22 protein-coding genes are annotated in these 24,656 nt (G+C 63.5%); 5 read left to right on the plus strand and 17 right to left on the minus strand.

The features are described from left to right. Window positions 1-99 precede the first annotated feature (99 nt). The 7 genes from hpaI to IB262_RS10980 all read right to left on the minus strand — a co-directional run bounded on the left by hpaI (window position 100) and on the right by IB262_RS10980 (window position 7,063). Window positions 100-906: a 4-hydroxy-2-oxoheptanedioate aldolase gene (gene hpaI, locus IB262_RS10950; protein ID WP_192493553.1), complete on the minus strand. Its 807-nt coding sequence runs from the start codon at window positions 904-906 to the stop codon at window positions 100-102. Between the two features lie 8 nt (window positions 907-914). Next, window positions 915-1,718, minus strand: coding sequence for a 2-oxo-hept-4-ene-1,7-dioate hydratase (hpaH, locus tag IB262_RS10955; RefSeq protein ID WP_034787788.1), 804 nt, complete (start codon window positions 1,716-1,718; stop codon window positions 915-917). A gap of 3 nt (window positions 1,719-1,721) precedes the next feature. Then, window positions 1,722-2,591: a fumarylacetoacetate hydrolase family protein gene (locus IB262_RS10960; RefSeq protein WP_060529317.1), complete on the minus strand. Its 870-nt coding sequence runs from the start codon at window positions 2,589-2,591 to the stop codon at window positions 1,722-1,724. Then, on the minus strand, window positions 2,588-4,024 hold the full coding sequence (locus IB262_RS10965; RefSeq protein ID WP_051659112.1) for a pyridoxal-dependent decarboxylase: 1,437 nt from the start codon (window positions 4,022-4,024) through the stop codon (window positions 2,588-2,590). The genes IB262_RS10960 and IB262_RS10965 overlap by 4 nt, the downstream gene beginning before the upstream one ends. A gap of 50 nt (window positions 4,025-4,074) precedes the next feature. Then, a complete protein-coding gene (gene hpaD / locus IB262_RS10970; RefSeq protein WP_034787793.1) occupies window positions 4,075-5,055 on the minus strand; it encodes a 3,4-dihydroxyphenylacetate 2,3-dioxygenase in 981 nt (326 codons plus the stop codon). Window positions 5,056-5,088: 33 nt separating this feature from the next. Then, window positions 5,089-6,606 carry a 5-carboxymethyl-2-hydroxymuconate semialdehyde dehydrogenase gene (gene hpaE / locus IB262_RS10975; protein WP_192493554.1) on the minus strand — a complete coding sequence of 506 codons (1,518 nt, stop codon included), beginning with the start codon at window positions 6,604-6,606 and terminating at the stop codon, window positions 5,089-5,091. Between the two features lie 64 nt (window positions 6,607-6,670). Next, entirely contained in the window at window positions 6,671-7,063 is a 393-nt protein-coding gene (locus tag IB262_RS10980; protein WP_034787798.1) for a 5-carboxymethyl-2-hydroxymuconate Delta-isomerase, read from the minus strand. A 126-nt stretch (window positions 7,064-7,189) separates the two neighbouring features. On the opposite strand from IB262_RS10980, the gene hpaR reads away from it, so the two are divergent. After that, window positions 7,190-7,660 carry a homoprotocatechuate degradation operon regulator HpaR gene (gene hpaR / locus IB262_RS10985; RefSeq protein WP_090296574.1) on the plus strand — a complete coding sequence of 157 codons (471 nt, stop codon included), beginning with the start codon at window positions 7,190-7,192 and terminating at the stop codon, window positions 7,658-7,660. 20 nt (window positions 7,661-7,680) lie between these two features. On the opposite strand, the gene IB262_RS10990 is transcribed toward hpaR, so the two are convergent. From IB262_RS10990 to IB262_RS11015, 6 genes are read right to left on the minus strand one after another with little or no spacing between them, the layout of a single operon-like run. Beyond that, entirely contained in the window at window positions 7,681-8,691 is a 1,011-nt protein-coding gene (locus IB262_RS10990; protein WP_034787804.1) for a phosphotransferase, read from the minus strand. A 7-nt stretch (window positions 8,692-8,698) separates the two neighbouring features. Continuing rightward, a complete protein-coding gene (locus IB262_RS10995) occupies window positions 8,699-9,982 on the minus strand; it encodes an aminotransferase class III-fold pyridoxal phosphate-dependent enzyme (RefSeq protein WP_034787805.1) in 1,284 nt (427 codons plus the stop codon). Window positions 9,983-9,985: 3 nt separating this feature from the next. After that, complete coding sequence (locus IB262_RS11000) at window positions 9,986-11,341, minus strand: aspartate aminotransferase family protein (protein ID WP_034787806.1); 1,356 nt, start codon at window positions 11,339-11,341, stop codon at window positions 9,986-9,988. Window positions 11,342-11,343: 2 nt separating this feature from the next. Then, complete coding sequence (locus IB262_RS11005; RefSeq protein WP_034787982.1) at window positions 11,344-12,006, minus strand: HAD-IA family hydrolase; 663 nt, start codon at window positions 12,004-12,006, stop codon at window positions 11,344-11,346. An 8-nt stretch (window positions 12,007-12,014) separates the two neighbouring features. Beyond that, the gene (locus IB262_RS11010) at window positions 12,015-13,268 is read right to left on the minus strand and encodes a Tm-1-like ATP-binding domain-containing protein (protein WP_034787808.1); all 1,254 of its coding nucleotides are present in this window, start codon (window positions 13,266-13,268) and stop codon (window positions 12,015-12,017) included. Next, window positions 13,268-14,050 carry an IclR family transcriptional regulator gene (locus IB262_RS11015; protein ID WP_034787810.1) on the minus strand — a complete coding sequence of 261 codons (783 nt, stop codon included), beginning with the start codon at window positions 14,048-14,050 and terminating at the stop codon, window positions 13,268-13,270. Before IB262_RS11015 ends, IB262_RS11010 begins: the two co-directional genes overlap by 1 nt. Before the next feature lie 297 nt (window positions 14,051-14,347). Between IB262_RS11015 and IB262_RS11020 the strand changes: the two genes are divergently transcribed. Beyond that, window positions 14,348-15,799 carry an APC family permease gene (locus IB262_RS11020; RefSeq protein WP_060582288.1) on the plus strand — a complete coding sequence of 484 codons (1,452 nt, stop codon included), beginning with the start codon at window positions 14,348-14,350 and terminating at the stop codon, window positions 15,797-15,799. A 71-nt stretch (window positions 15,800-15,870) separates the two neighbouring features. Continuing rightward, entirely contained in the window at window positions 15,871-17,349 is a 1,479-nt protein-coding gene (locus IB262_RS11025) for an aldehyde dehydrogenase (protein ID WP_034787814.1), read from the plus strand. Window positions 17,350-17,394: 45 nt separating this feature from the next. On the opposite strand, the gene IB262_RS11030 is transcribed toward IB262_RS11025, so the two are convergent. Next, the gene (locus tag IB262_RS11030; protein ID WP_034787984.1) at window positions 17,395-18,297 is read right to left on the minus strand and encodes a LysR family transcriptional regulator; all 903 of its coding nucleotides are present in this window, start codon (window positions 18,295-18,297) and stop codon (window positions 17,395-17,397) included. Between the two features lie 176 nt (window positions 18,298-18,473). On the opposite strand from IB262_RS11030, the gene IB262_RS36675 reads away from it, so the two are divergent. Further along, window positions 18,474-20,201, plus strand: a complete 1,728-nt coding sequence (locus IB262_RS36675; protein ID WP_210337623.1) for an amidohydrolase family protein — start codon at window positions 18,474-18,476, stop codon at window positions 20,199-20,201. A 164-nt stretch (window positions 20,202-20,365) separates the two neighbouring features. After that, window positions 20,366-21,073, plus strand: a complete 708-nt coding sequence (locus tag IB262_RS11040) for a DUF6198 family protein (protein WP_034787819.1) — start codon at window positions 20,366-20,368, stop codon at window positions 21,071-21,073. 84 nt (window positions 21,074-21,157) lie between these two features. On the opposite strand, the gene IB262_RS11045 is transcribed toward IB262_RS11040, so the two are convergent. The 3 genes from IB262_RS11045 to IB262_RS11055 all read right to left on the minus strand — a co-directional run bounded on the left by IB262_RS11045 (window position 21,158) and on the right by IB262_RS11055 (window position 24,643). Then, window positions 21,158-22,411, minus strand: coding sequence for a sensor domain-containing diguanylate cyclase (locus IB262_RS11045; protein ID WP_060517822.1), 1,254 nt, complete (start codon window positions 22,409-22,411; stop codon window positions 21,158-21,160). Window positions 22,412-22,559: 148 nt separating this feature from the next. Then, window positions 22,560-23,072 (minus strand): flavin reductase, encoded by a 513-nt coding sequence (locus tag IB262_RS11050; protein ID WP_034787824.1) that lies wholly within the window; start codon window positions 23,070-23,072, stop codon window positions 22,560-22,562. Between the two features lie 8 nt (window positions 23,073-23,080). Beyond that, window positions 23,081-24,643 carry a 4-hydroxyphenylacetate 3-hydroxylase N-terminal domain-containing protein gene (locus IB262_RS11055; RefSeq protein WP_034787827.1) on the minus strand — a complete coding sequence of 521 codons (1,563 nt, stop codon included), beginning with the start codon at window positions 24,641-24,643 and terminating at the stop codon, window positions 23,081-23,083. Window positions 24,644-24,656 lie beyond the last annotated feature (13 nt).

The raw sequence follows: 24,656 nt of genomic DNA on the forward strand, positions 1-24,656 counted from the left end.
ATACCCCCAGACCGAGACGAGGGAAAGTCGTGACCGCCCAACGCATGCGGTTGGTCGTGGCCTGACTGGCTCCTCCGGTCGCGGCGCAGACGATGCCGATCAGTAGATTTTTCCAGCCGTCGTCTCGGTCTCGCCTCTGGTACCCTTGAACTCCGCTGCCAGCTTCGACGTGGCGCCGACCAGCAGGTCGACATCGTTGCCGACCGCCACAAAGGTCGCGCCGAGTTCTAGGTAGCGGCGGGTAAGGGCCTGATCGGAGGTCAGGATACCGGCCGCCTTGCCGTGCGACTGGATGCGAAAGAGCGCCGCCTCGACTGCTTGTTGTACCTCCGGCGCACCGGGCTTGCCGAGGAAGCCCATGTCGGCGGCAAGATCCGCCGGGCCGATGAAGACACCGTCGACGCCTTCGGTCGTGGCGATCTCGTCGAGCGCGGCAAGGCCGGCCCGGCTTTCGATCTGCACGAGCAGGCAGATCTCGTCATTGGCGGTCTGCAGATAGTCGGGAATACGGTTGAAGGCCGATGCCCGGGCAAGGGCGGCACCGACTCCACGCACGCCATGGGGCGGATAACGCACGGCGCGCACCAGGGCGCAGGCCTGTTCGGCGCTTTCGACCATCGGCACCAGCAGCGTCTGCGCGCCGATGTCGAGGATCTGCTTGATCATCCAGGTCTCGCCGATCGGCGGCCGGACGATGGCGTGGCTTGGCGATGCGGCGAGCGCCTGGAGCTGTGCCGCCAGAAGCGGCACGTCGTTCGGCGCATGCTCGGCGTCAAGCAGCAGCCAGTCGAACCCGGCGCCGCCGCAGATCTCGGCCGTATAGGGATTGGCGAGCGCCAGCCAGAGGCCGATCTGCGGACGCTTGTCAGTGAGGGCCTGTTTGAACGGATTGCGCGGAGCGGGCATGGGCGTTCCTATTCGAAGAAGCAGCTGACGGTGCCGGACGGGCCGAAGTCGGCGACGATGGTGTCGCCATGGCGGGCCTCGACCGGGCGGATGAAGGAGCCGGCAAGCACGATCTGGCCGGCCTCGATACGGTCGCCGTAGAGCGCCAGGCGATTGGCGAGCCAGGCGATGCCGCGGGCCGGGTGGTTGAGCACGCCGGCGCCCAGTCCTGTCTCTTCGACCTCGGCATTGCGCGAGACGATCGCGCCCATCCAGCGCATGTCGATCGCATCGGGCCGCATCTGTCTTCCGCCAAGCACGATGCCGGCATTGGCGGCGTTGTCGGAGATGGTATCGACGATCGTGCGCGCCTTCTTCGTTTCCGGATCGACGCGCAGGATCCGCGTATCGAGGATTTCGAGCGCCGGCGTCACGTAATCGGTGGCGTTCAACACGTCGAAGACGGTGACATTGGGGCCGGAAAGCGGCGCCTTCATCACGAAGGCGATCTCGGCCTCGATGCGCGGCTGAATGAAACGATTGCCCGGAATGCGCGCGCCGTCCTCAAACAGCATGTCATCGAAGAGCACGCCGGAATCGGGGATGTCGATGTTGAGCGCATATTGCATCGCCTTCGAGGTCAAGCCGATCTTCCAGCCGATCACCCGGCGTCCAGCGGCGATCTTCTTCTTCACCCAGGCGGCCTGCACCGCATAGGCGTCGTCCATGGTCATGTCGGGATGCTGGAGCGACAGCAGTCCGGTCTGGACGCGCTCGCGTTCGGCGATGTCGAGTGCCGTCGCGGCTGACTCGATCTGGTTCTTGTCGAGCATGGGTCAGGCCTCGTCGGCAACTGGGTTGATGAGCGTGCCGATGCCTTGGGCCTCGACCTCGACGATGTCGCCAGGCTTCAGCCAGATTGGCGGATCGAAACGGGCACCGGCGCCAGTCGGCGTGCCGGTGACGATGACGTCGCCGGGCACCAGCGTCGTGAAGGTAGAGACGTAATTGATGATCTTGCGGAAGGAGAAGATCATCCGGCTGGTGCGGTCTTGCTGGCGAACCTCGCCGTTCACGCGGGTTTCCAGCTTGATGTCGGCAAGCTGGGCCTCGTCGGTGAATGGCACCAGCCAAGGACCGATCGAGCCGGTGCGGTCGAAGTTCTTGCCCTGGGTGACGTTGAACTTGGCATGGCGCACCCAGTCGCGGATCGTGCCTTCGTTTGAGAGCGAAAGCGAGGCGACGTGGTCGAGCGCCGTCGCCTCGGGGATACGACGACCGCCCTTGCCGATGACGATGACGATCTCGCCTTCATAATCGAGTTGTGCGCTTTCCGGCGGGCGGATCAGCGGCTGCCCGTGTCCGGTGAAGGAGCGCGGGAAACGTATGAACAGCGACGGGTTGGAGGGTGCCACCTGCCCGTCCTTGTATTCCTCATTGCGGTCCGGAAAATTGACGCCGACGCAAATGATCTTTTCCGGTGCCGGTATAGGGATCTCGTAGCGGATATCGTCGAGCGAAATGTCCGCCGGCAGTCCGGCCGCTTCGTCGGCAAGCCGGGTAAGGGCACCGGCTTCGATCACCTCGCGCAGCGTCGGAAAGGTCGATCCATATCGTGTGCTAAGGTCGATCAATCCATTGCCGGAAACGAGGCCGTAGCCCCGCCTGTTTCCGGCCGAAAAGGTGACGAAACGGGGAGGTGTCATCGGGAAGCCTTCGTTTTTTCGTGTTGTCCGTCGAGCGCGGCGGCGACCTCGACAATGACCTCGAACGCCGTCTCGGCATCCTCTTGCGTCATGTCGAACTGGCCCGCCTGGAAACGGATCGCCACGCGACCATCGACGCGCGTCTGGGTCAGGTAGATGCGGCCGTCATCGTTGATCGCGTTGACCAAAGCGATGGTGTGGGCGTCCGGATCCCCTTCGCTCAGATGGCGGAACGAAAACAGCGACAGCATCGGTGCGGTCACGATCTCGAAATCCCGGTGCTCGGCCAGCCGCTCCGCCAGTTGCCGGGACCAGCGCACGTGGTTGCGGATCATCGTCTGCAGGCCTTCGAGACCATGGAAGCGCAGCAGGAACCAAAGTTTCAGAGCCCGGAAACGCCGGCCGAGCGGGATCGTCCATTCGGAATAGTTTATGATACCGTCGCGCCCGTGCGTCTTCAGATATTCCGGCTGGATCGCCAACGTCTTCACCAGATCATCGGGACTGCGGATGAAATGCGCCGAGCAGTCGAACTGCGCGCCCAGCCACTTGTGCGGATTGAAGACGACGGAGTCAGCGTTTTCGACGCCGGCCCAGAGTTCGCGAAACTCCTCGCAGATCATCGCGGCACCGGCCCAGGCAGCATCGACATGGACATAGAGACCGTGCGCATGGGCGACCCGTATAACCTCGGCGATGTCGTCGCAGGCACCCGTGCTTGTCCCTCCGGTGCAGGCGATCACGCCCGCCGGCACGAGGCCTGCTGCCTTGTCGCGGAGGATCGCCGCTTCGAGCGCCTGGCAGTCCATCGCCCGCCGCGGCCCGTTCGCCGGGATTCGCACGAGGTTCTCCTCGCCGATCCCCGAGACCCAGATCGCCCGGTCGATCGAGGTGTGAACCTGATCGGAGGAATAGATGCGAAGTTGCTGCTGGCTGGCGAGGCCCTTCTTGTTGCCGTTCCACCCGAGCGCCTTCTCGCGCATGACAAGCACGGCCGAGAGTGTCGCCGAGGACGCCGAATCCTGGATCACACCGGAGAAGCCCTCGGGCAGACCGATCGCCTGGCGCAGCCAGTCGAGGACCTTGGTCTCGAGCTCGGTCGCCGCCGGCGAGGTCTGCCAGAGCATGCACTGCGCCGCCATGGCGGTGACGAGGTATTCGGCGACGACGGAGACGGGTGCCGCGTTCGCCGGGAAATAGGCAAAGAAACGCGGATGCTGCCAATGGGTCATGCCCGGCAGGATGATCTTCTCGAAATCCTCGAAGATCGCCTGCATGTCCTCGCCGGTCCGCGGCGGCTGCGCCGGGATCTGGGCGGCAATTGCCCCCGGTGCCGTCTGCGCCCGCACGGGGCGGTCACGCAGCGAGGCGCGATAGTCCGCACCCCATTTCGCCGCCTTCAGCGACCATTCGGTGAAACTCTTCTCGTCCATTTTCTACTCCCGTTCGATCCCAGGCCCTTAGCCGATCCACTCGCCAAACGTCACGGCGCGACGATCGGTTGGGCTTTCAGGATCGAGTCCCTCGCCTCGGCACCGGCAAAGGCGCTGCCTTCCTCGAACCAGGATTTCGGTGCCGGCGCGCCCCAGAGCGTCTGGCGCTGCGGGTCCTTCAGGTCCCACTTGATCGGTTCCAGATCCGGATCGACGGTCTGGTAGTCGGAGCAGTAGATCTCGATGCGGTGTCCATCAGGGTCGCGGACATAGAGGAAGAAGGCGTTGGAAATGCCGTGGCGGCCGGGGCCACGTTCGATATTGGCGAGCCAACCGGAGGTCGACATCAGGTCGAGCAGGTCGATGATGTTGAGCGGCGTCGGCACCCAGAAGGCGGTGTGGTGCAGGCGCGGGCCGCGGCCGTTGGTAAAGGCGATGTCGTGCACGCCGCCCTTGCGATGGGTCCAGGCGGCCCAGAGACGTCCCGTCTCCTCATCGGCCGTGTATTCCGTTACCCGGAAGCCGATCTCGTTGTAGAAGGCGACCGCTTCGTCGACATTGGGCGAGAAGCAGTTGAAGTGGTCGATGCGCAGCGGTTTGACGCCGCGGTAGAGCGCGTATTTCTGGTGGATTGGCGGCAGGCGGTCCATCTTCGAATAGAATTCGAGCGGGATGCCCTGCGGGTCACGGGTGCGAAAGGTGCGTGACTGGTAGGGGCGTTCGATCCACTCGACAGGCAATTCTTTCGCTTTGAAGAAATGCGCGGCCTTTTCGAGATCCTCGTCGCCAAAGACCTTGAAGCCGAGGTCGCGAGCCTCAGCGCTCGCCGCCTTCTTCAGAATGATGCAGTGGTGGCCGCGTTCCTCCATGGCCCTCAGATAGATCGTGTCCGCCGTCTCGTCGGTGACCTGCAGGCCCAGCACGTCGACATAGAAGGCGCGCGATTTGGCAAGATCGGTGACGGCGAGCTCCACATGGCTCAGCCGCACGATGTTGAAGGGCGGGTAGAGGTTCGGTTTCGGCAAGGGCATTGATGTCTCCTCCAGATTTTTTTGCCAGCGCGCTCAGCCGCCGAGCTTGGCGATCGCATGCGCCGAGCTGGCAAAGGCGATGTTCTTGGTTTCCATGTAAAAATCGAACGACCAGTCGCCGCCGTCGCGGCCAATGCCCGAGCTCTTGACGCCGCCGAACGGCGTCGGCAGGTGGCGCACATTCTCCGAGTTCACCCAGATCATCCCGGCCTCCAGATGATCGGTGAAGCGGAACGCGCGGGTGACGTCGGAGGTCCAGAGATAGCCGGTCAGGCCGTATTGCGTGTCGTTGGCAAGCGCCAGCGCCTCCGCCTCGTCCTTGAACGGGATCGCCGTCAGCACCGGCCCGAAGATTTCTTCCTGGGCCATGCGCATGCCGTTATTGGCGCCGGTAAAGAGCGTCGGGGTCACATAGCAGCCACCGCCCGGACCGTCGAATTTCTCGCCGCCGGCAGCAATGGTTGCACCCTCCTCGCGGCCGATTCGGATATAGTCGAGCACCTTCTTCTCATGCACGGGGTGAATGAGCGGGCCGACGACGGTCTCGGGGTCAAGCGGATGACCGACCTTGATGCGCTTGGCCTTCTCGGCGACGAGCGCGGTGAACCGTTCATAGATGCTGTCTTCGACCAAAAGGCGCGAGGACGAGGTGCAGCGTTCGCCGTTCAGCGAATAGATCATGAAGACGGCGGCGTCGGCCGCGCGTTCGAGATCGGCATCGGCAAAGACGATCACCGGGTTCTTGCCGCCGAGTTCGAAATGGACGCGCTTCAGTGTCTCGGCACCCTGCTTCATGATCATCGAGCCGGTGCGGCTTTCACCGACGAAGCCGATCGCCTTGATATCGGGGTGCTCGGTCAGCGCCCGGCCGGCGTCTTCGCCGAAACCGTTGACCAGGTTCCAGACACCTTTCGGCAGCCCGGCCTCCTCGGCGATCTCCACCAGCAGCCGTGCGGTCAGCGGCGAAAACTCCGCCGGCTTGTGGACGACCGTGCAGCCGGCGGCGAGCGCCGGGGCGATCTTCCAGGTCGACAGCATGAAGGGCGTGTTCCAGGGCGTGATGATGCCTACTGGGCCGATCGGCACGCGCGTCGTCATGTTGATCTGGTTGCCGCCGCGCAGCATCTTGCCGTCGCGTGCCTCCGGCGCCCGGTCGGCAAAGAAGCGGAAGTTTTCCGCACCGCGCAGCGCCGCCTTGGCCATGAACTTCAGCGATTGTCCGGTATCCACGCACTCGACGAAGGCGATCTCCTCGGAGCGCGCGACGATCGCATCGGCAATTTTATGCAGGAGCTTCTTGCGCGTATCGCCGGGCATGGACGCCCATTCGGCGAAGGCTGCTTTCGCGGCCTTGGCGGCGCGGTCGATATCGGCTGCCTTGCCGCGCGCGATCTTCGCCAGCGGTTTCAGGTCGATGGGCGAGATGGTCTCGAAAGTCTCGCCATCAAGCGAGGGAAGGGCTTCACCGTTGATGTAGTTGAGCACGCCTTCGCGTCTGAAGCGGGCAAGATAGCGTTCCGCCTTGGCGAGGTTTTCGGCGAGCTTGGACATGATGGTCTCCGATGCTGGCGCAGACTTCGCCGCGCACTGCTGTGTTTTTGTGGGAGGGCCGCGCTCAGCCGTTGGAGGCGCGCAGCCTGGGGTGAATGGCGTTCTTCTTCCAGCTCAGCTCCGGATCGATCTCGCGGATCTCCAGGCTGAGGGCGAAATGCGGCGTCGAGAAGAGCGTCGAGAGTTCTTCGCTGACGGCCTTGAAAATCGCGTCGCCGGTCGCCTTCTTCTCCGCTTCCGTGCGGCCGCGGCCGATGCGGAAGGACAGGTCGATGAAGCCGTTTTCCGGCAGGAGGTCGGCGATCGCATAGTCGCGGCTCTGGATCGTGCGCACCCTGATGGCGCCAAGCTCGAAGAGGCCGGTGCCGAGGATGGTCGCGTGCACCGTGCGGCACAGCTTGGCAAAGTCGACGCGAGTGTCGAGGTTACCGGAATATTCGATTGTCAGATGCGGCATCTTTCCTCCCGATGCGCTCTCATATATTTAACACGTTAACGAAATTGCCGACGGTGTCAAGCAGCCCGTTTCCCGCAGCTGCGACTGCCGATTGCAGAACGAAAGAAAATGTCCGATAGAACGCCTATGAGCCGCGAAAAGCCTCCCACCGACCTGGGCCACGACGCCCTTTTGCCGCACAACACGCGCCGTTCGCTGCCGATCGCGCTTCTGCGCGCACGCGAAGCCGTCATGGCGCATTTTCGACCGATGCTGGCGCGTCACGATATTACCGAGCAACAATGGCGGGTGATCCGCATTCTCGCCGAAGCCGGCCGGGTCGATGCGTCCGAGATGGCCGACAAGGCCTTCATCCTGGCGCCAAGCCTGACGCGCATCATCCGCTCGCTCGAGGAGCGCGGCCTGATCACCAAGCATAAGGACGCCGACGACGGCCGGCGCGTTCTGCTCGAGATCGCGCCCGAGGGCATGCGGGTGATCGCCGACGTCAGCCCGGAAAGCCGCGCGATCTACGAGGAGCTCGAAGCTCGCTACGGCCACGAGCGCGTCGAAGTCCTGCTCGATATGCTGGACGAACTCGCCAGTCTCAACGACTGAGTGCTTCGACGGCGCCCTGATCATCGAACCCCCAGTTCTTCCGCAAGCGCCAGCGTCTCGTCGGCATATCGCAGGACGCGGTCGCGCGCCGCGGGCAACTCCGGCCGCGAGGCAAACCAGCCGATATAGGTGAGGCTGCGAAGCACGAGGAACAGCGGCAGGCAGGAAAACGCTTCGTCCGGCAGGGCGCGGCGGCTTCGATAGCCTGAGATCAGCACAGCCTCGATCGTCTCATATGCCGGCTCGCGCCGGTTTTTCAGGAGTGCGGTCGCGATGTCGAAGAGGCGAAAGCCGTAGCCGGCATCGTCGAAATCGATGACGGTCACGCCGTTCTCGGCAACGAGCACGTTCTCCCGAACGAGATCGGCATGGATCAGCCCAAAATCCTGCGCCGGAGTCGGCATCGTTGCCAGGCGCCGCCGGAGATCATGGCGCAACGCCGAAAGTGCTCTTGTCTGCGCCGAAGACAAGCCGTCGCAGTCCCAGAACCGTCCCCAGAGCGGCCGCTCGCCGAGCAGTCCTTCCGCATCCCAGGCGGGGCGCCAGAATCCCTCCGGCGACGTCCAGCGGTCGGCGAGATTGTGCATCTCGGCCATGGTGGCGCCGAGTGCCGAGAAGATCGCGCCGAGCTTTTCGGGTGTGTGGGACAGCGGCTTTCCGCTTTCGCCGAGCGTCTGTCCGTCCATCCAGCCGATGATATCGGCGTGCTGCGCGGCAAACGCTTCATCTTCCGGCAGGGCAACAAGCAGGCATCCGTCCGCCGTTGCGATCGGCCGCGGCAGCGCGAGACCGCTATCGACGAGTGCTGCCATCCATTGCAGTTCCGAGCGAAGGGCCGCTTCGCCGTGATAGCCGGCGCGGTGCAGCCGCAGCGCCGCCGACCGACCATCGGCGAGGCATACGCGAAACACCGCGTTTTCCCGATACTTCAACAGTTCCGGCCGTTGGTCGGCGACGCCCCAATGGGCGAGCGCCTGACGGGCGCGCGCGTCGAGCGCGGCGCGAAAATGCGGAGGTAGGGCGGCGACCATCAGCCGCTCACAGGCCCGAAAGCACGTCGTCGAGCGTCGACAGCATGACGTCGGCATTCTCGCGGGTAAACGGCATCGGCGGCCGGATTTTCGTCGTGCATTGGTGGATACCAAGCTTGCCCATCAGCACGCCTCGCTCGCGCATGCCGTTGATCACCTTTGTCGCGAGATCGCTCGCCGGTGTTTTCTCGCTGCGATCGGTGACGAGTTCCGCACCGAAGAACAGGCCACTGCCCCTGATGTCGCCGATCACGTCATGTTTGTCCGCAAGCCGCGCGAGACCCGCCTTGGCATAGGCGCCCACGGTGGCGGCGTTCTCGATGAGCTTCTCACTTTCGATCACATCGAGCACCGCCATGGCGGCAGCGCAGGATACGGGGTTGCCGCCGAAGGTGTTGAAGTAACGAAACGCCTTGCGGAAGGCATTGAGTGTTTCGCTTCCCGCGACCACGCCGCCGATCGGGTGACCGTTGCCCATGGGCTTTCCAAGCGTGACGATATCCGCAAGGATGCCGGCTTTCTGGTGCCCCCACATGTGCCTGCCGGTGCGACCGAAGCCCGGTTGGACCTCATCGGCAATCACAAGGCCGCCCGCCTTTCGGACGGCGGCGACGGCGCCGTCGAGAAAGCCGGATGGCAATTCCGGAAAGCCTTCGTTGGCGAAGAAGGGGTCGATGATCAGCGCCGAGAAGCCGTGCGGGCTCTGCTCAAGCGAGGCGATCGCTTCTTCGACCTTGGCGGTGAAGGCGGCAGCGAATGCGTCACCCGGCTCGCCGCCGAGCGGTCGGTAGCTGTCGGGTGCTGGCACGTGGCGCACGTGGCCGCCGAAGCCGCCGACCGGCGGCATTCGGGTCGAAAGCTGCGACACGGCCGCGGTGTTGCCGTGATAGGTGTGGTCGGTGGCAATCACCCCGGTTTTGCCGGTCACGGCTTGAGCCATGCGCAGCGCCACGTCATTCGCCTCGCTGCCGGTGCAGGTGAGGATCGCCGCGTCGAGGCTCTTGTCGAAGGTCGCGGTCAGCCGCTCGACATAGTCGAGAATGCCTTCGTGCAGATAGCGGGTGTGGGTGTTGAGGGTTGAGGCCTGCCGGGCGATCGCCTCGGTCACCCGCGGATGGCAATGGCCGACATGCGGCACGTTGTTGTAGCAGTCGAGATAGCGGCGGCCATCGGCGTCGAAGAGCCAGACGCCTTCGCCCCGCACCAGATGCACCGGCTCCTCGTAGAACAGCGACATGTTGCGCCCGAGCAGCCGCTCGCGGCGCGCGATCAGATCCGCGTTGCCTGTCATGGTTTATCCCCGTGCGGCGGTGAGGCCGGCGTCCAGCGCCGTCAGAATACGGGCGACATCGCCGGCGGTGATGACGAGTGGCGGCGAGAGGATGACATTGGCGCCCGAGGTTCGCACCATGACGCCGGCGTCATAGGTCACGTCCTGGACCTTCTGCACCACATCCTTCGCCGCAGCGGTCTTCTTCTCGCGATCCGAGACCAGTTCGAGCGCGCACATCAGACCCTTGCCACGCACGTCGCCGATCAGTTCGTGCCGCTCCTTCAGCGCTTCGAGACCGGCGATGAGTTCCTCGCCGCGGGCACCGGCATTCGCCGCCACGTTCTGCTTGCGCGTCTCCTTCAGCGTTGCGAGCGCTGCCGCAGCACCGACCGGATGGCCGGAGTAGGTGTAACCATGGCCGATGGATCCGGCAGCCGTCTTGTTGCTTTCGAAAGCCTCGGCCACCTTGTCGGCGATCATCACTGCGCCGAAGGGATAGTAGCCATTGGTGATCGCCTTCGCGGTCGACATGAAGTCTGGCTTCACGCCCCAGAGACGTGAGCCGGTCCAGGCGCCGGTGCGGCCGAAGGCGGTGATCACCTCGTCGGCAATCAGCAGAATGCCGTGGCGGTCGCAGATCTCGCGCATCAGCGGCATGAAGGTCTCGTGCGGCACGATCACGCCGCCGGCGCCAAGCACCGGCTCCATGATCAGCGCCGCGATGGTGTCGGCGCCCTGAAAGGCGATCTCGTCCTCGAAGAGTCGCGCGATCGACTTGGCGATGACAGCGCCGTCGGTCGTGTCGAACGGGTTGCGATAGGTATAGGGCGCCGGCAGATGATAGACGCCGGGCAGCAGCGGCTCGTAGTTGCGACGGAAATTGGCATTGCCGTTGACCGAGGCGCCGCCGAAATGGGTGCCGTGATAGCCCTTCTTCAAGGCGACGAACTTGGTGCGCTCCGGCTGGCCGTTGAGCTTGTGGTATTGGCGGGCGAGACGCAGGCAGGTCTCGACCGAATCCGAGCCCCCCGAGGTGAAGAACGAGCGCGTCAGCCCGTCCTCGCGGAACCATTCAGCGAGCTCGTAGGACAGCTCGATCAGCGGCGAATTGGTGGTGCCGCGAAAGGTCGAATAATAGGGCAGGTCGTCGAGCTGGCGGCGGATCGCCTCCTTCACCGGTTCACAGGAATAGCCGAGATTGACGTTCCAGAGACCGCCGACCGCGTCGAGCACCTTCTTGCCGTGAATGTCGACGATCTCGACGCCTTCGCCGGCATTGATGATGCGCGGCGGCGTCGCCTGCATCTCGGCCGGATGCGCCATCGGATGCCAGAGGTGGCGGGCGTTGTTCTCGATGAGGAAGTTGGTTTCGCGCATGCTCATGCTCCTGTCAGTTCGAGGCCGAGCATCTGAAGCGCTCTGGCATAGCTTTCTGCGGGGCGGGTGACGTCGAAATGGACGTGAGGCAGGCCGACGGCCCGCGCACCCTCGATGTTCTTCAACTGGTCATCCACGAAGACGCAGGCTTCGCGCGACAAACTGAGCTGGCTCAGCACCAGTTCGTAAGCGCGCGGATCGGGCTTCAGGATGTTGGTGTAGGTGGCGTCGACGATAATCTCGAAGAGCTCGATCAGCGGGAAACGCTCGCGGAACGCGACGCCATAGAAGAGGTCGAGTTCGTTGGAGAGGATCGCGAGGCGGATGCCGGCCCTGTGAGCGGCAAGGATCGCGTCGCGTGCCTCGGGCCTGAGCACCAGCTCCGGTTCGGCCCCGCGCGCCCGCTGCACGAAGGTCTTCATGTCGCTCCAGTCTTCGTCGAGCAACTGTCCAACCTCGCGCGTGCGTGTCGTCCAGTAGTCCCGTTCGGTGATCTCGCGCCGCTGCATGGCGGCCCAGAGCGGGTCGGTCGCCGGATCGAAGGGGCCGCGCCACGTGAGCGTGCCCGGCGCAAGGCCAAGTGCGCGCTCGGTGACGTCGTGGGTCTCGAATAGCGTTCGGGTGACGACGCCGCCGAAGTCGAGGATCAATGCCTTGTCGGTCATGTTCTTCGTCATGGCCGACCCTCGGGCACGATGCCGCGCGACACCCAGTCATCGAAGATCGCAAGTGCTGCTTTCGAGAATTCCGGGGCGTTGATGTGGCTGTCGACCTCAAGGAGCGCGACGCCTGACGGGATCGACCGGCGCATCTCGTCGATGAAGGCGTCGAGCGCCTCCGGTTCGAAGAGCGGCTCGTCGGGCTGATCCCACTCCTGAATCCCCTTGAGCGGCAGGATGAAGGCGACTTCGGCGCCGGTGCCGGCCAGTTTGCCGCCGATGACGCGAGCGATCTCGCGCCGCCCATGGGCTGACGTGGTGACCGAGCCGAGCAGCCGGTTGTGGGCGTGATAGGGGCGGTCGGCGAAGGCTTGCGGAACGGGCTGCCAGGCGGGCAGGTCGACCATGTCGACGGCGCCGGGCGCGACGATCTGGGGGATGCCGGCTCGCCCGGCATTTTCAAGCCGGTCCGGCCCTGAGGTGACGACCGTTCCGTGATGGTGGTTGCTGACCTCCTGGATGCAGAAGTCGAAGACGGCCGTGAAACCCTTCTCGGCCGCGATCGCCTCGAAAGCGCGCCCGCCCATGCCGGTCGAATGGAAGACGGCGACGTCGTAGCCGCGGCGCTCGAGTTCGGGTTTCAGGTATTTCATGTATTTGAGGCAGCTCGATCCCAGCGAGGTCATGCCGATCAGCGGCCGCGATCCATCCGGCTTTGTACCGAACCGCGCAGCACCGACGACCGCGCCGCAGGCCTGGGAGAGCACCGAGCGGCAGATGCCGTTGAGACCATAGAGCCCGCCAGCCCAGAGGATCATCATCAGATCAGGCGCGATGCGCTCGGGCGGCAAGAGGTGCGAATAGGCAATCGTCGAGACGATGAATTTCGGCACGCCGAGTGGTAGCGCCGCGGCGACGTCCAGCGCCAGGTCGGTGCCCATCGAGCCGCCGAGAATGATTACGCCATCGGCCTGGCCGGCCTCGTAGAGCGAACGGGTAAGGGCGGCGGCACCTGTTGCCATCAGCGCCATGGCGCTGTGTTCGTCGCCGCTGGATGCGATGGCCGCGATCGAGACGCCGGCCGCTTCGGCAATGTCGTGGCGCGAGTATTCAGGCTGATAGGGCGGGTCGCCGAGAATGCTGACATCCATCATCACAGGCAGTCCGCCGGCTTCGCGGATGACGGACGCCATGAACTGGAGTTCGTCGCATTTGGTGTCTCCCGTACCCACGACCAGGATATTGGGGAGACGGTTCATTGCATTCATCAGCCGGCCCTCCTTGCCAGCGGATCGGCAGCAACCTGCTCCAACCCGAAAAGTCTTTCGGAAATGCGTCTTGCCGCAGCCATAGCGGCGCGCCCCATCTGTTCCACCGTCTCCTTGTCGGCACGCGTTGCAGGTGCGGCGATAGCGATGGCGCCGACCGGCGTTGTGCCGGGCGCACGGATCGGGGCGGCGACGCTGACGACGCCGGTCTCAAGCCCGTGATGGCAGATCGAGTAGCCGCGCCGGAGCGTCTCGCCGAGCGTCTGGCGGAGTGCGGCCGGATCCGTCAGCGTGTGGTCGGTGAAGGCCTGGAGCGGTGCCGACAGGGCCGCGTCGATCTCCTTCTGCGGGCAGAAGGAGAGAAAGCCGAGCCCGGATGCAGTCGCGTGGAAGGGCAGGATGCTGCCGACGTCGACGATGACACGATGCGCCCGTTGCGAGTCCTCCACATGAATGGTCGACAGGCGGCCGGCGGCATATTCGGAGAGGTGGACGGTCTCGCCCGCAAGGCTTGCGAGTTCCCGCGCAAAAGGTGTCGCCACGCTCAGATAGGGAAAGCGCGCCTCGCGGATACGGGCGAGCCGCACCGGTGCACCGCCCAGCCGATAACGGCGCGTTTCCACGTCCTGCTCGACGAAGCCGTGTTTTTCCAGTTCGACGAGAAAGCGCCTGGCCGTCGCCTTGTCGAGCCCGCAGTGGCGGGCGATGTCGCTCAACCCCGCCTCTTTCTCAAGGCGCGAGATCGCGTCGAGCAAAGTCAAGGCCTTACCGATGGTGCTCATCCATTCCTCCGTTGTCGAGCGCCCCGTCAGTCCTCTTGCCTGTTCCCTCCTAAGGAGCGGTAGACCCGCTCTCCCGGTCGTTCTGGGTCGAGATACTTAACATGCGAAATAACTTGACAGGGCCAGATGCAATTTGCAAGTCTATATTTGAAGCTAAGGTTCAAATAATGAACCGAAAGACTTGCGCGGCGAAGACAAAAAGCAAGCCCCGCGCCTCAAGTCCGCTTCAGGGAGCAGCCGCCGGAGAGAAGGACCGGAGGCGAAAAGGCGTTCGCGCCAGCAAGGGGAGCCAAGACCATGACCAATTCGCCTGCGCCCGTGACCGGGGCGAACCAATTGCGCAAGAACGCCCTCGGCGTCGGCGCCGTCACCTTTCTCGTCGTTTCCGCCGCTGCACCGCTAACCGCGGTTGCCGGCGGCGTTCCATTGTCGATGATGCTCGGAAACGGTGCGGGCATTCCCGGCACCTTTCTGATCGTCACCGCGATCCTGCTTCTGTTCTCGGTCGGCTATGTCGCCATGGCGAGGCATATCCGCAATGCCGGCGCCTTCTATGCCTATACGGCACAGGGCCTCGGCGGGCTGATGGGCGGTGCCGCAGCGATGATCGCGATCCTTGCCTATAACGCGATGCAGATCGGCGTCTTCGGCCTCTTCGGCGCGGCAACGGCGGGGCTTTTCGCCGGCTTGGGGATCGATCTGCCCTGGTGGGTCTGGACCTTTATCGGCATCGCTGCGGTCGGCATTCTCGGTTATCGCCGCGTCGATCTCTCCGCCAAGGTGCTGACTGTCCTCGTCATCCTTGAATATCTGGTCGTGCTCGTCATCGACGTCGCGATCCTCGCCAAGGGCGGCGACGGCGGATTGACGACGGTTTCGTTCACGCCCTCGGCGATCCTCTCCGGTTCGCCGTCGATCGGCATTCTCTTCTGCTTCGCCGCCTTCATCGGTTTCGAAGCGACGACGATCTACAGCGAGGAAGCCCGCGATCCGGAGAAGACCGTGCCGCGTGCGACCTATATCTCGGTGCTGATCATCGGCATCTTCTACATGTTCACCTCGTGGCTGATGGTGAACGCCGCCGGCGCGGACAAGCTGGTGCCCGAACTGCAGGGCCTTGCCGATCCGACCACTTTTCTCTTCGGCCTCGCCGAACGCTATGCCGGCGGCTGGCTGCCGCCGTTGATGAACGTGCTCTTCGTCACGAGCCTCTTTGCCGGCGTGCTGGCGTTCCACAACGGTGTCGCCCGCTATCTCTACGTCGCCGGCCGCGAGCGCCTGCTGCCCGCCTCGATCGGCGTCACACATCCTGTCTACCACAGCCCGCATGTCGGCTCGCTGATCCAGACGGTTATTGCCGTGCTAATCGTCGCGCTCTTTGCGGCAACGGGCCAGGACCCGGTGCTGGCGCTGTTCTCCTGGCTGACCAACGTCGGCACGCTTGCGGTCATGACGCTGATGGCCTTTACCGCCTTTGCGATCGTCGCCTTCTTCAACCGCAATCCTGGGCTTGAAACGAACCCGCTGGTCACCAAGGTCATTCCCGTCGTCACCGGTCTGATCCTCGTTGCCGTCATCATCGCGATCGCGGCCAATTTCGGCGATCTCGCCGGCGCTACCGGCATGCTCGCGGTGTTCTTGCCGGGGCTCGTCGTGATCTTTGGGGTCATCGGGCTGTTCCTGGCGGCCTCGCTGAAATCGGGCAATCCGATTGAGTTCGCCCGCCTGGGTGCCGGCCAGGAGATCTGATCTCTCGGGAATATCGCTTTTGGGGATGGCGGCCCGCCGCCATCCCTGCAAACCAAACGGGACAGGACACGATGCAGGACAAGATCGATCAATTGCGCAACCTGCCCGTTGCGGCCCAAAAACTGTTCATCGGGGGGCGTTGGCAGGAGAGCCTCTCCGGTCAAAGCCTCGATGTCGTCTCGCCGATCGACGGCAGGCATCTGACGACGATCGCCGACGCGGCAGCCGGTGATGTCGATGCCGCGGTCCAGGCCGCCCGCGCCGCTTTCGAGAAGGGAAGCTGGTCGAAGGCTGCCCCGGCCCAGCGCAAAAAGGTTCTCACGCGCATTGCCGAGATCATCGAGGCGCAGGCACTCGAGCTGGCCGTTCTCGGCGTACGCGACAATGGCACGGAAATCTCTATGGCGCTGAAGGCCGAACCCGGCAGTGCCGCCGGCACCTTCCGCTACTATGCTGAGGCGCTCGACAAGGTCTATGGCGAGATCGCTCCGACGGCCGACAATATTCTCGGTCTCGTGCACCGCGAACCGATTGGCGTGGTCGCCGCGATCGTTCCCTGGAATTTTCCGCTGATGATCGGCGCCTGGAAGATCGCGCCGGCGCTTGCCGCCGGCAATTCCGTGGTGCTGAAACCGGCCGAGGGCGCCTCGCTCAGCCTGCTCAGGCTCGCTGAGATCTGCGCCGAGGCCGGTCTGCCAGAGGGTGTCTTGAATGTCGTGACCGGTCGCGGCGCGACCACGGGCGAGGCGATCGGCCTTCATGGCGATATCGACGTTCTCGCCTTTACCGGATCCGGCGGCGTCGGTCGTCGGCTGCTCGAATATTCCGCGCGCTCGAACCTGAAGCGCGTCTATCTCGAACTCGGCGGCAAGTCGCCGAACGTCGTCTTTGCCGACGCACCCGACCTCGACCAGGCCGCGCGCATTTCCGCCTATGGCATCTTCCGCAACTCCGGCCAGGTCTGCGTTGCCGGTTCGCGGCTGCTTGTCGAGCGCTCCATTCACGAAGCCTTCGCCGAGAAGGTGGCAGCGATCGCAGGATCCGTGAAGGTCGGCGACCCGCTGCGTCTTGCGACCGAGGCCGGTGCGATTTCGAGCGAGGTTCAACTCAAGAAGAACCTCGATTTCGTCAGAGAGGCCGAGGCTGAAGGTGCAAGGCTGCGCTCCGGCGGCAAGCGCATCCTCGAAGAAACCGGTGGCTCCTACATGCAGCCGACTGTCTTCGACGTTCAGCCGGATATGAAGCTGGCGAAGGAGGAGGTCTTCGGCCCCGTGCTTGCGGTCATACCGTTTAATGACGAGGTCGACGCACTCCGGATCGCCAACGCGACCGACTACGGTCTGGCGTCGGCCGTCTGGACTGCGAACCTGTCACGCGCGCACCGCATGGTGCGCGGCATCCGCGCCGGCGTGGTGCACGTCAATACCTATGGCGGCGCCGACAACACAGTGCCGCTCGGTGGCGTCAGGCAGTCCGGCAATGGTCACGACAAGTCGCTGCACGCGCTCGACAAATACATCGATCTGAAGACCGCCTGGATTCAGCTCTGACCCCCGGGACGACAAACCGTATCGGCGTTGGGCCGGGTAAGCCGGCTATTCCATCGTCGCCCGCAAGGCCCGGATGATCTCTTCGGCAAACATGGCGGCGGCCAGGCCGTGGCCGCGTCTTTCCCGCTGCACCAGCGAAAGCACGTTCTTTGCAAAAGTCCGGTCACGGATCTGCAGGTATGTCAGGACGCCGTTTCGCTGTTCCTCGGTAATGTCGAACTTGCTGAGGAAAGCGATGCCGTCGCCGGCCGCGGCCAGGAACTTCATCGCCTCGATGGAATTGGTGAGATAGCTCGGCTCGACTGTCAGCCCGGCCTCAGCGAAGGCGTCGGCGACGATGCCATGGATCTGCATCGACTTGTCGGCAAAGATCAGCGGGTAGAGCTGGCAATAGGCCAGCGGCAATGATTCCATGCCGGCGAGCGGGTGTTCCGGAGCAACGACCGCGCCGAGGCGGGTGTCCATCTTCCAGAGAGTCTCGACCTGCGGCGTCGGCGGGAGACTGAAGGCAAAGCCGAGGTCGGCCTCGCCACCGGCCACCGCCTGAACGATCTCGCGGGCGAACATTACCCGGATCGTGATCTTGAGGCGTGGATGGCGTGCGCCGAAGATCGCAGCCACCTTCGGCACGATGCCGCCGGCAAGGCCGTTCATTGTGGCGATGATCACCTCGCCGCTCTGCAGCGTCTTGATATCGCGAATTTCGGCTTCGACCTGGCTGTATTCCTTCATGGTCCGGCGCACATGCGCGACGAGGATTTCACCGGCCGGCGTCAGCCTGAGGCCGCGCGGCAGTCGCTCGAACAGCGGTTCGCCGATATCCTCCTCAAGCTGCAACACATGCTTGTTGATGGCCGAGGCAGCGACGTTCAGCCGTTCGCTCGCCCCGCGGATCGAGCCTGAGCGCGCCACCTCGTCGATATAGCGCAGCACGCGTGAATGCAGCATGGTCTTCCCCATTTAATCGTTCTCGAAAAGCGAACGGTACGAGCAGAAAATACTGCTTTTCGGAAGCGGTGCAATGACTTCTTATGGTTGGCGAGGGGCGCGCTGCCGGCACTGCACCCGCTGAATATGGCGGGTTATGGGCAGGCGCCGACGACTCTGAAAGTGGAGGACTATTCGTGAACCAGACTGAAGCCGCGCATTACGAAAAGGTGCGCGCCATCTTCGATATCCTGAACGGCGAGCGGGAGGCGGATCTTCTTTTGAAGAACCTGAACATCCTCGATGTTCATGGAGAGACCGTCTACCAGGGGTCCATTCTCGTCTACGACAAGCGCATCGTTGCGCTCAACCCCGACGAGACCGTCTTGAAGGTCAAGCAAGTCTTCGACGGCAAGGGCCTCTATGCGATCCCCGGCCTGATCGACGCGCATATCCATTTCGAATCCCAGCTCGCGCACCCGACGGCGCTCGCCGAGGCGATGGTTCCCTGCGGCACGACGACGATCTATGCCGAGTGCCTGGATCTGCTCAGCGCCGCCGGCAAGGAAGGCATCGAAGCGGCCGAGAGCCTTTTCCGGGATTACGAGCAGCTGCCCTATCGGCTCTATGCCTTCGCACCGGGCAAGAAGACGGCGGCATCGGTGACGGAAGCGGTGCTCAAGTTGGAACCGGTGATCGGCCTAGGGGAGTTCGAGCACTTCACCTACAGTTCCGGCAACGACGACGATTTCCGCAAGGCGGCCTGGGTCCGCGCCAAGGGCGGCTTTATGAACGGCCACTGGGGCGTCACGGCGCTCTCCGACATGATCCTCAACTACCTGCCGGCGATCGGCGTCTCCAACAATCACGACGTCTGGAACGAGAAGGATATCGAGAAGAGCATTCGTTACGGCTTCCCGACGCACATCAAGTTCGGGGTCGGCAGCAGCGAGGTGATCAAGGTGCTGTTGCGCGCGATCGTCGACCGCAAATGGCCGACCGACAATTTCATGCTCTGCACCGACAACATCTCGATCGAGCGACTGCTCACCATGGGCCACATGGACTGGATCATTTCGCTCTCGGCCGAAATGGGCATCAACCCGATCCACGCGATCAAGATGGCGACCTACAACACCGCGCGCTCTTTCCTCATGGAAGACAAGATCGGTTCGCTGACGCCCGGACGGTTCGCCGATATCGTCTTGACCGACAGCCTGTCGAAGATCAATCCGCTCTACGTGTTCAAGGATGGCGAACTGGTCGCAAAAGACCGCAAGCTGCTGAAGAATGCCGACATCGACTATTCCGGCATGTGCAAGGACGGCGTTTCCGGCCTCGCCGATCTCTCGCCGGAGCAACTGGACATCGTGCCCCTGGAAGTGTCGGAAGACGGCACGCAGGCCAAGGTCTATTTGTTCGATGTCTACGGCCGCGGCCACGCCAAATTCTACCAGGAAATCTGGGTTCCGCTGAAGGATGGCAAGGTCGTTGCCGAGCATGAGGGCAAGAAGATGAGCCGGCTGTCGGTCGTCCAGCGCTATGCCGACGGCAAACGCCATGTGGTGAACGGGCTTTTCAAGGGCGTTCATGTCGATCGTGGCGCAGTGGCGACCTTTTGGCCGGCGCCGAAGCCCTATTTCGTCGTCGTCGGTCAGGACAGCGCCGAGATGTGCCATTGCCTCAAGCGGGTCGATACCCATGCCGGCGCCTGCATCGTCACCGACGACAGGGTGGAAAAGGCCGTCATGCCGCTGGAGATCTACGGGGTCATGGCGAACATGAGCGTCGAGCAACTGACGGCCAGTGCCGCTGCGATCGATGCGGCGCTCGAAGCTCTTGGCAACCGCAACGAAGGCGAACCGGTGGTCAACAAGCTGCTCAGCCTGTTCATCTCGTTGCACCGGTTCCGCTTCATGGCCTAGAGCCATTCAGAAAAAGGAGACGGGCGTTTCGGCGTCCGTCTGCCTGGAAAGTGGCGTGCTTCCGCGACAATGGGCGGACATGCCGAAAGATTTAAAAGCGCATCGCTGAGGGGGCGATGGGCCGGCGGGGTAAGGAGCTCCGCCTCGTTTCGAGGGAGGAAACAATGGCACACAATGCGGCGGAAGCCGAAATCGTCGATACCGGCAGCCTGACGCGGCGCTGGATCATGTATGTCGTCGGCATCTATGTGCTGACCTTCGGTGTCAGCCTGGCGATCCGCGCCGGCATCGGCATTTCACCCCAGAGCAGCCTGACGCGGACCATGACGCTGGTCTATCCGCCCTTCAGCCAGGGCACCTACAACTTCATGCTCGAACTGATCATGCTGTTCCTGACCTATCTGGTCCTGCCCAAGGACTTCAAGCTCAAGAACTTCGCCTCGCTGATCCCGGCTTTCGTGCTCGCGGTTTTCCTGGACTTCAACCTGGGGATCACCGAGTTCATCAAGCTCGAGGCCTATCCGCTGCGGGTGGCGCTGCTGGTCTTTGCCGATGCGGCGCTCGCCTTCGGCCTGTTCCTGATGATCCGCGCCAATCTGGTGCTGATGCCGATCGACATGTTCGTCAACACCATCTTCAAGCGCACCGGCTGGAAGTGGGGCAACATCAAGACCGGCTTCGACTGCACGCTGCTGGTTCTGTCGGCCTGTATCGGTCTGCTCTTCCTCGCAGAGGTCAAGTTCATCCGCGAAGGCACGATCCTGAACGCCATTCTCGTCGGTCAGTACATCAAGCTCTACTTCTTTCTGTTCAGGAAGTTCCAGGGCAAGGCGACACCTTCGCCGAAAGGCCTGGAAGCGGCCGCGGAATAGCACCCCGCGCGAAGATGCGAGAAGTGGCGCCCAACCGGCGCCCCTTCATCATGTGTCGTGATCTCTGCTTACGGGCGAACAGGCTTATCCGAAAGCGAGTTCGAGGTTCTGCCGGTCCCGTGCCACGACCTGGCACTTAGTTTCGAAACCGTCGCCGGCGACCACCAGGACGAGTTCCGGTGGTATGCCGGCGGAATTCGAGACCGTAACCGCCGCGCCATCGGCGCCCAGCGACCGGATGGTGCAGTCGATCCGTGAATGCCTGTCGTCGAAGAGAATGGTTCCGGCCTTCAGCACGCGCTGGCGCGGACCGAGCGGATAGCCGGCTTCGAGACTGCTCCATTCGACGCAGCGGTTTCGTCCTCCGGCCTTGGCGAGATACATCGCCGCATCCGCCTGGGCGAGCAAGGTCGCGTTATCCCTGCTATTGGCCGAAAGGGCGGCGGTGCCGAAGCTCGCAGTCACCGCGAGCTGGCCGAATTCACCGTGGATCGTCTGGGCGGCGATCGCTGCCCGCAATTTTTCCGCCGCCGTCAGCGCGCCTGTCGCGTCGACATGCGGCAGCATGACGGCAAATTCCTCGCCGCCGAGCCGCCCAAAGAGGTCGCTTGCTCGCAGATTGGACTGGCAGATGGAGGCAACGGCCTTCAAGACCTCGTCTCCTGCCGCATGCCCGTGTGTGTCGTTGACCCGCTTGAAATGGTCCACATCGAGGACGATGCAAGACAGGTCATGCTGGTGCCGCACCGCGAGCGAGATCAGCTTGTCCGCTTCCTCGCGGAAGGCGCGCCGCGTCAGCGTCCCGGTCAGTCCATCCGTCGCGGCCGAGCGGAGCAGATCGATCCGGTCCATCGCCACGCCCGCCAACTCCATCAGGATCGCAAGATCCGTCTCAGTGAACTGTCGTGGCGCGCGATCGATCGCGCACACGGTCCCGACTGTATGCCCGTCCCGCGTCTTCAGCGGGACGCCTGCGTAGAACCGAACATGTTCGGGACCGGCCACGGCCGGGTGCTGCGAAAAGCGTGCATCCTTCGTGGCGTCGTGGACGACGAGAGGCTCCTCGGCGACGACGACATATCGGCAGAAGGTCTCTTTGCGCGGGACCTCGTCGGCCGAAAGGCCGGAGCAGGCCTTGTACCATTGGCGATGTGCATCGACCAAAGAGACGATGCCGATCTCTATGGAGAAGACCTGTTTGATCAGCCGTACGACCCGTTCAAGGCCTTCATCCCTTGGCGTGTCGAGGATATCGAGATGTCCAAGGGCGGCCAAGCGATCGAATTCCCTGCCTTTCGCGTCCGTCGTCGGACGTCCGGCTGGCTCAGCAACCACCATTCCGTTTTCCTTTCTCATTCCACGCCCGGCAATAGACGCGTTTTAGGGAAAAAACAAAAGGCGCTGAACAGCAACTGGATGTGGATTGCGCCGGCTCTGTGGCGAAAGATGCTGTGTTTGTACCGAACCAGCGACGCTGCGTCCGTGCTTAACCGCCGAAACTTCCGAGCTGCGTCGGCACGTGTACATAGTTGCGGTCGAAGTAGAGCAGCGCATTGCCATCGCTGCGCGAGCGGATGCCGACGACCCGGCCGATGAGGATATGGTGCGTACCCAAGAGCCGCGCCTCGGCCAGTTCGCAGTCGAGCGAAACGATCGCATCCTTGACGGCGAAGCTGCCCGATTGCATCTCGACCCAGTCGGTGGCGGCATAGCGCGCGGCCATGTCCTGCGTCGCGCCGGCGAAATGACCGGCGAGATCCCGATGGTCGTGGCTGAGCACGTTGACGCAAAAGCGCCTGTTGTCGATGAACAGCCCGCATTGGGTGGAGTTCCGGTTCATGCAGACAAGCAGCGTCGGCGGCTCGTCGGTTACCGAGCACATGGCGGTGGCCGTGAACCCGCCGCGTCCGGCGGGTCCGTTGGTGGTGATGACGTTGACCGGCGCGCAGACCCGCGCCATCGCATTGCGAAACTCGGTCTTCGAAACGAGCGGTTCCATGGCCGGCCTCACTCGGCTGCGCTGCGAAGGGTGGCGTTGTCGTCGAGCGGCGGCAGCCAGGTATTGCCGGTCCAGCCGTTCTCGTCGTAGTCGGCCATGCACTGATCGACGAGCGCCTCCATCTCCTTCAGACGCCCGCCGCGCTCGGCGCCCTTTAACACCTGCAGCCGCACCTCTTCGGGTGCACCGGCATAGTTGAGTTCGTAAAGCGCGTGCCGCCCGCCAAACTCGGTGCCGGTCGCGTCCCAGAGCAGCTTCATGATCTTGATGCGCTCGATATGGCCCATATCGTTGGAGCCGCGCACATATTGCGCCAGATAACGATCGATCTCGGGATTGCCGAAATCGCGCGCCGAGGAGGGCAGGTAGATCAGGCCGGAGGCGACGACCCTGCGGATCGTCTCGACGACGCGCGGATAGGCCTCCGACATGAAGGTGCGGTAGGAAAGCGCAGCTTCGAGATTGGGCAGCACCGCGCCGTCGGCCCAGGGAATGGGGTTATGCGCCATGGCGTTGGAGAAGCTCCAGAACATGTGTCGAAGGGCAATGACCTCGCCGAGCGCCGCCTGGTTGCCGCGGAAGGCGTCGCCGCCGGTCGCCCTCAAAGCCTTGGCAAGCAGGCCGGCGAGGAAGTCGAGTTTCACCGCGAAGCGGGTGCAGCCCTGGAAGCAGTAGCCGTGCATGAAGCCGGAGGCCGGGTGGAAGGAGAGGATCTTGGCGGCGTCGCGCAGCACCAGAACATCCTCCCAGGGCACGAAGACATTGTCGAGCACCAGGATCGCGTCATTCTCGTCGAAGCGCGACGACAGCGGATAGTCGAAGGGATGGCCGACCGTGTTGGCCGTCTGCTCGTAGGAGACCCGGCAGAACATCTTGATGCCCGGCGCGTTCATCGGAACGATGAACATGACGGAGAGCGAGGGATCCTCGGTCGCCGTCGCCGAGCTCTGTGCGAGGAAATTGTAGTGCGTCAGCGCAGAGGAGGTTGCGACCACCTTGGCGCCGGAGACGTAGATGCCGGCATCCGTTTCCTTGGTGATGTGGACGAACACGTCCTTCACCGCATCCGCCGGCTTGTGGCGATCGATCGGCGGATTGACGATCGCATGGTTCATGAAGAGGGCGGCTTCCTGGGCGCGTCGGTGCCACGCGAGCGCATTGTCCTTGAACGGCCCGTACCAGTTGGCATTGGCGCCCAGCGTGTTCATCAGCGCCGCCTTGTAGTCGGCGGTGCGGCCCATCCAGCCATAGGACATGCGTGCCCACTCGGCGATCGCGCCTTGCTGTGCCGCAAGATCGGAGGAGGAGCGGGCGACGCGGAAGTATTTGTGGGTGTAGCCGCCCGAGCCCGTGTCGGTCGGTGACGTCAGGATATCCTTCTTCGCCGGGTCGTGCAGCGCGTCATAGAGCCTTGCGAGCGACCGGGCGGAATTGCGCATCGCCGGATGGCTGGTGACGTCGTGGACGCGCTCGCCATTGATATAGACTTCGCGGCCGTCGCGCAGGCTTTCCAGATATTCGGCGCCGGTGAAGGGCCGCGCCCTGTCGGCGCGGAAATCCTCTGCTCTCATTTTCTCCTCCTTG

It is taken from the genome of Ensifer sp. ENS02 (genome assembly GCF_014851885.1).
Taxonomy (GTDB): domain Bacteria; phylum Pseudomonadota; class Alphaproteobacteria; order Rhizobiales; family Rhizobiaceae; genus Ensifer; species Ensifer adhaerens.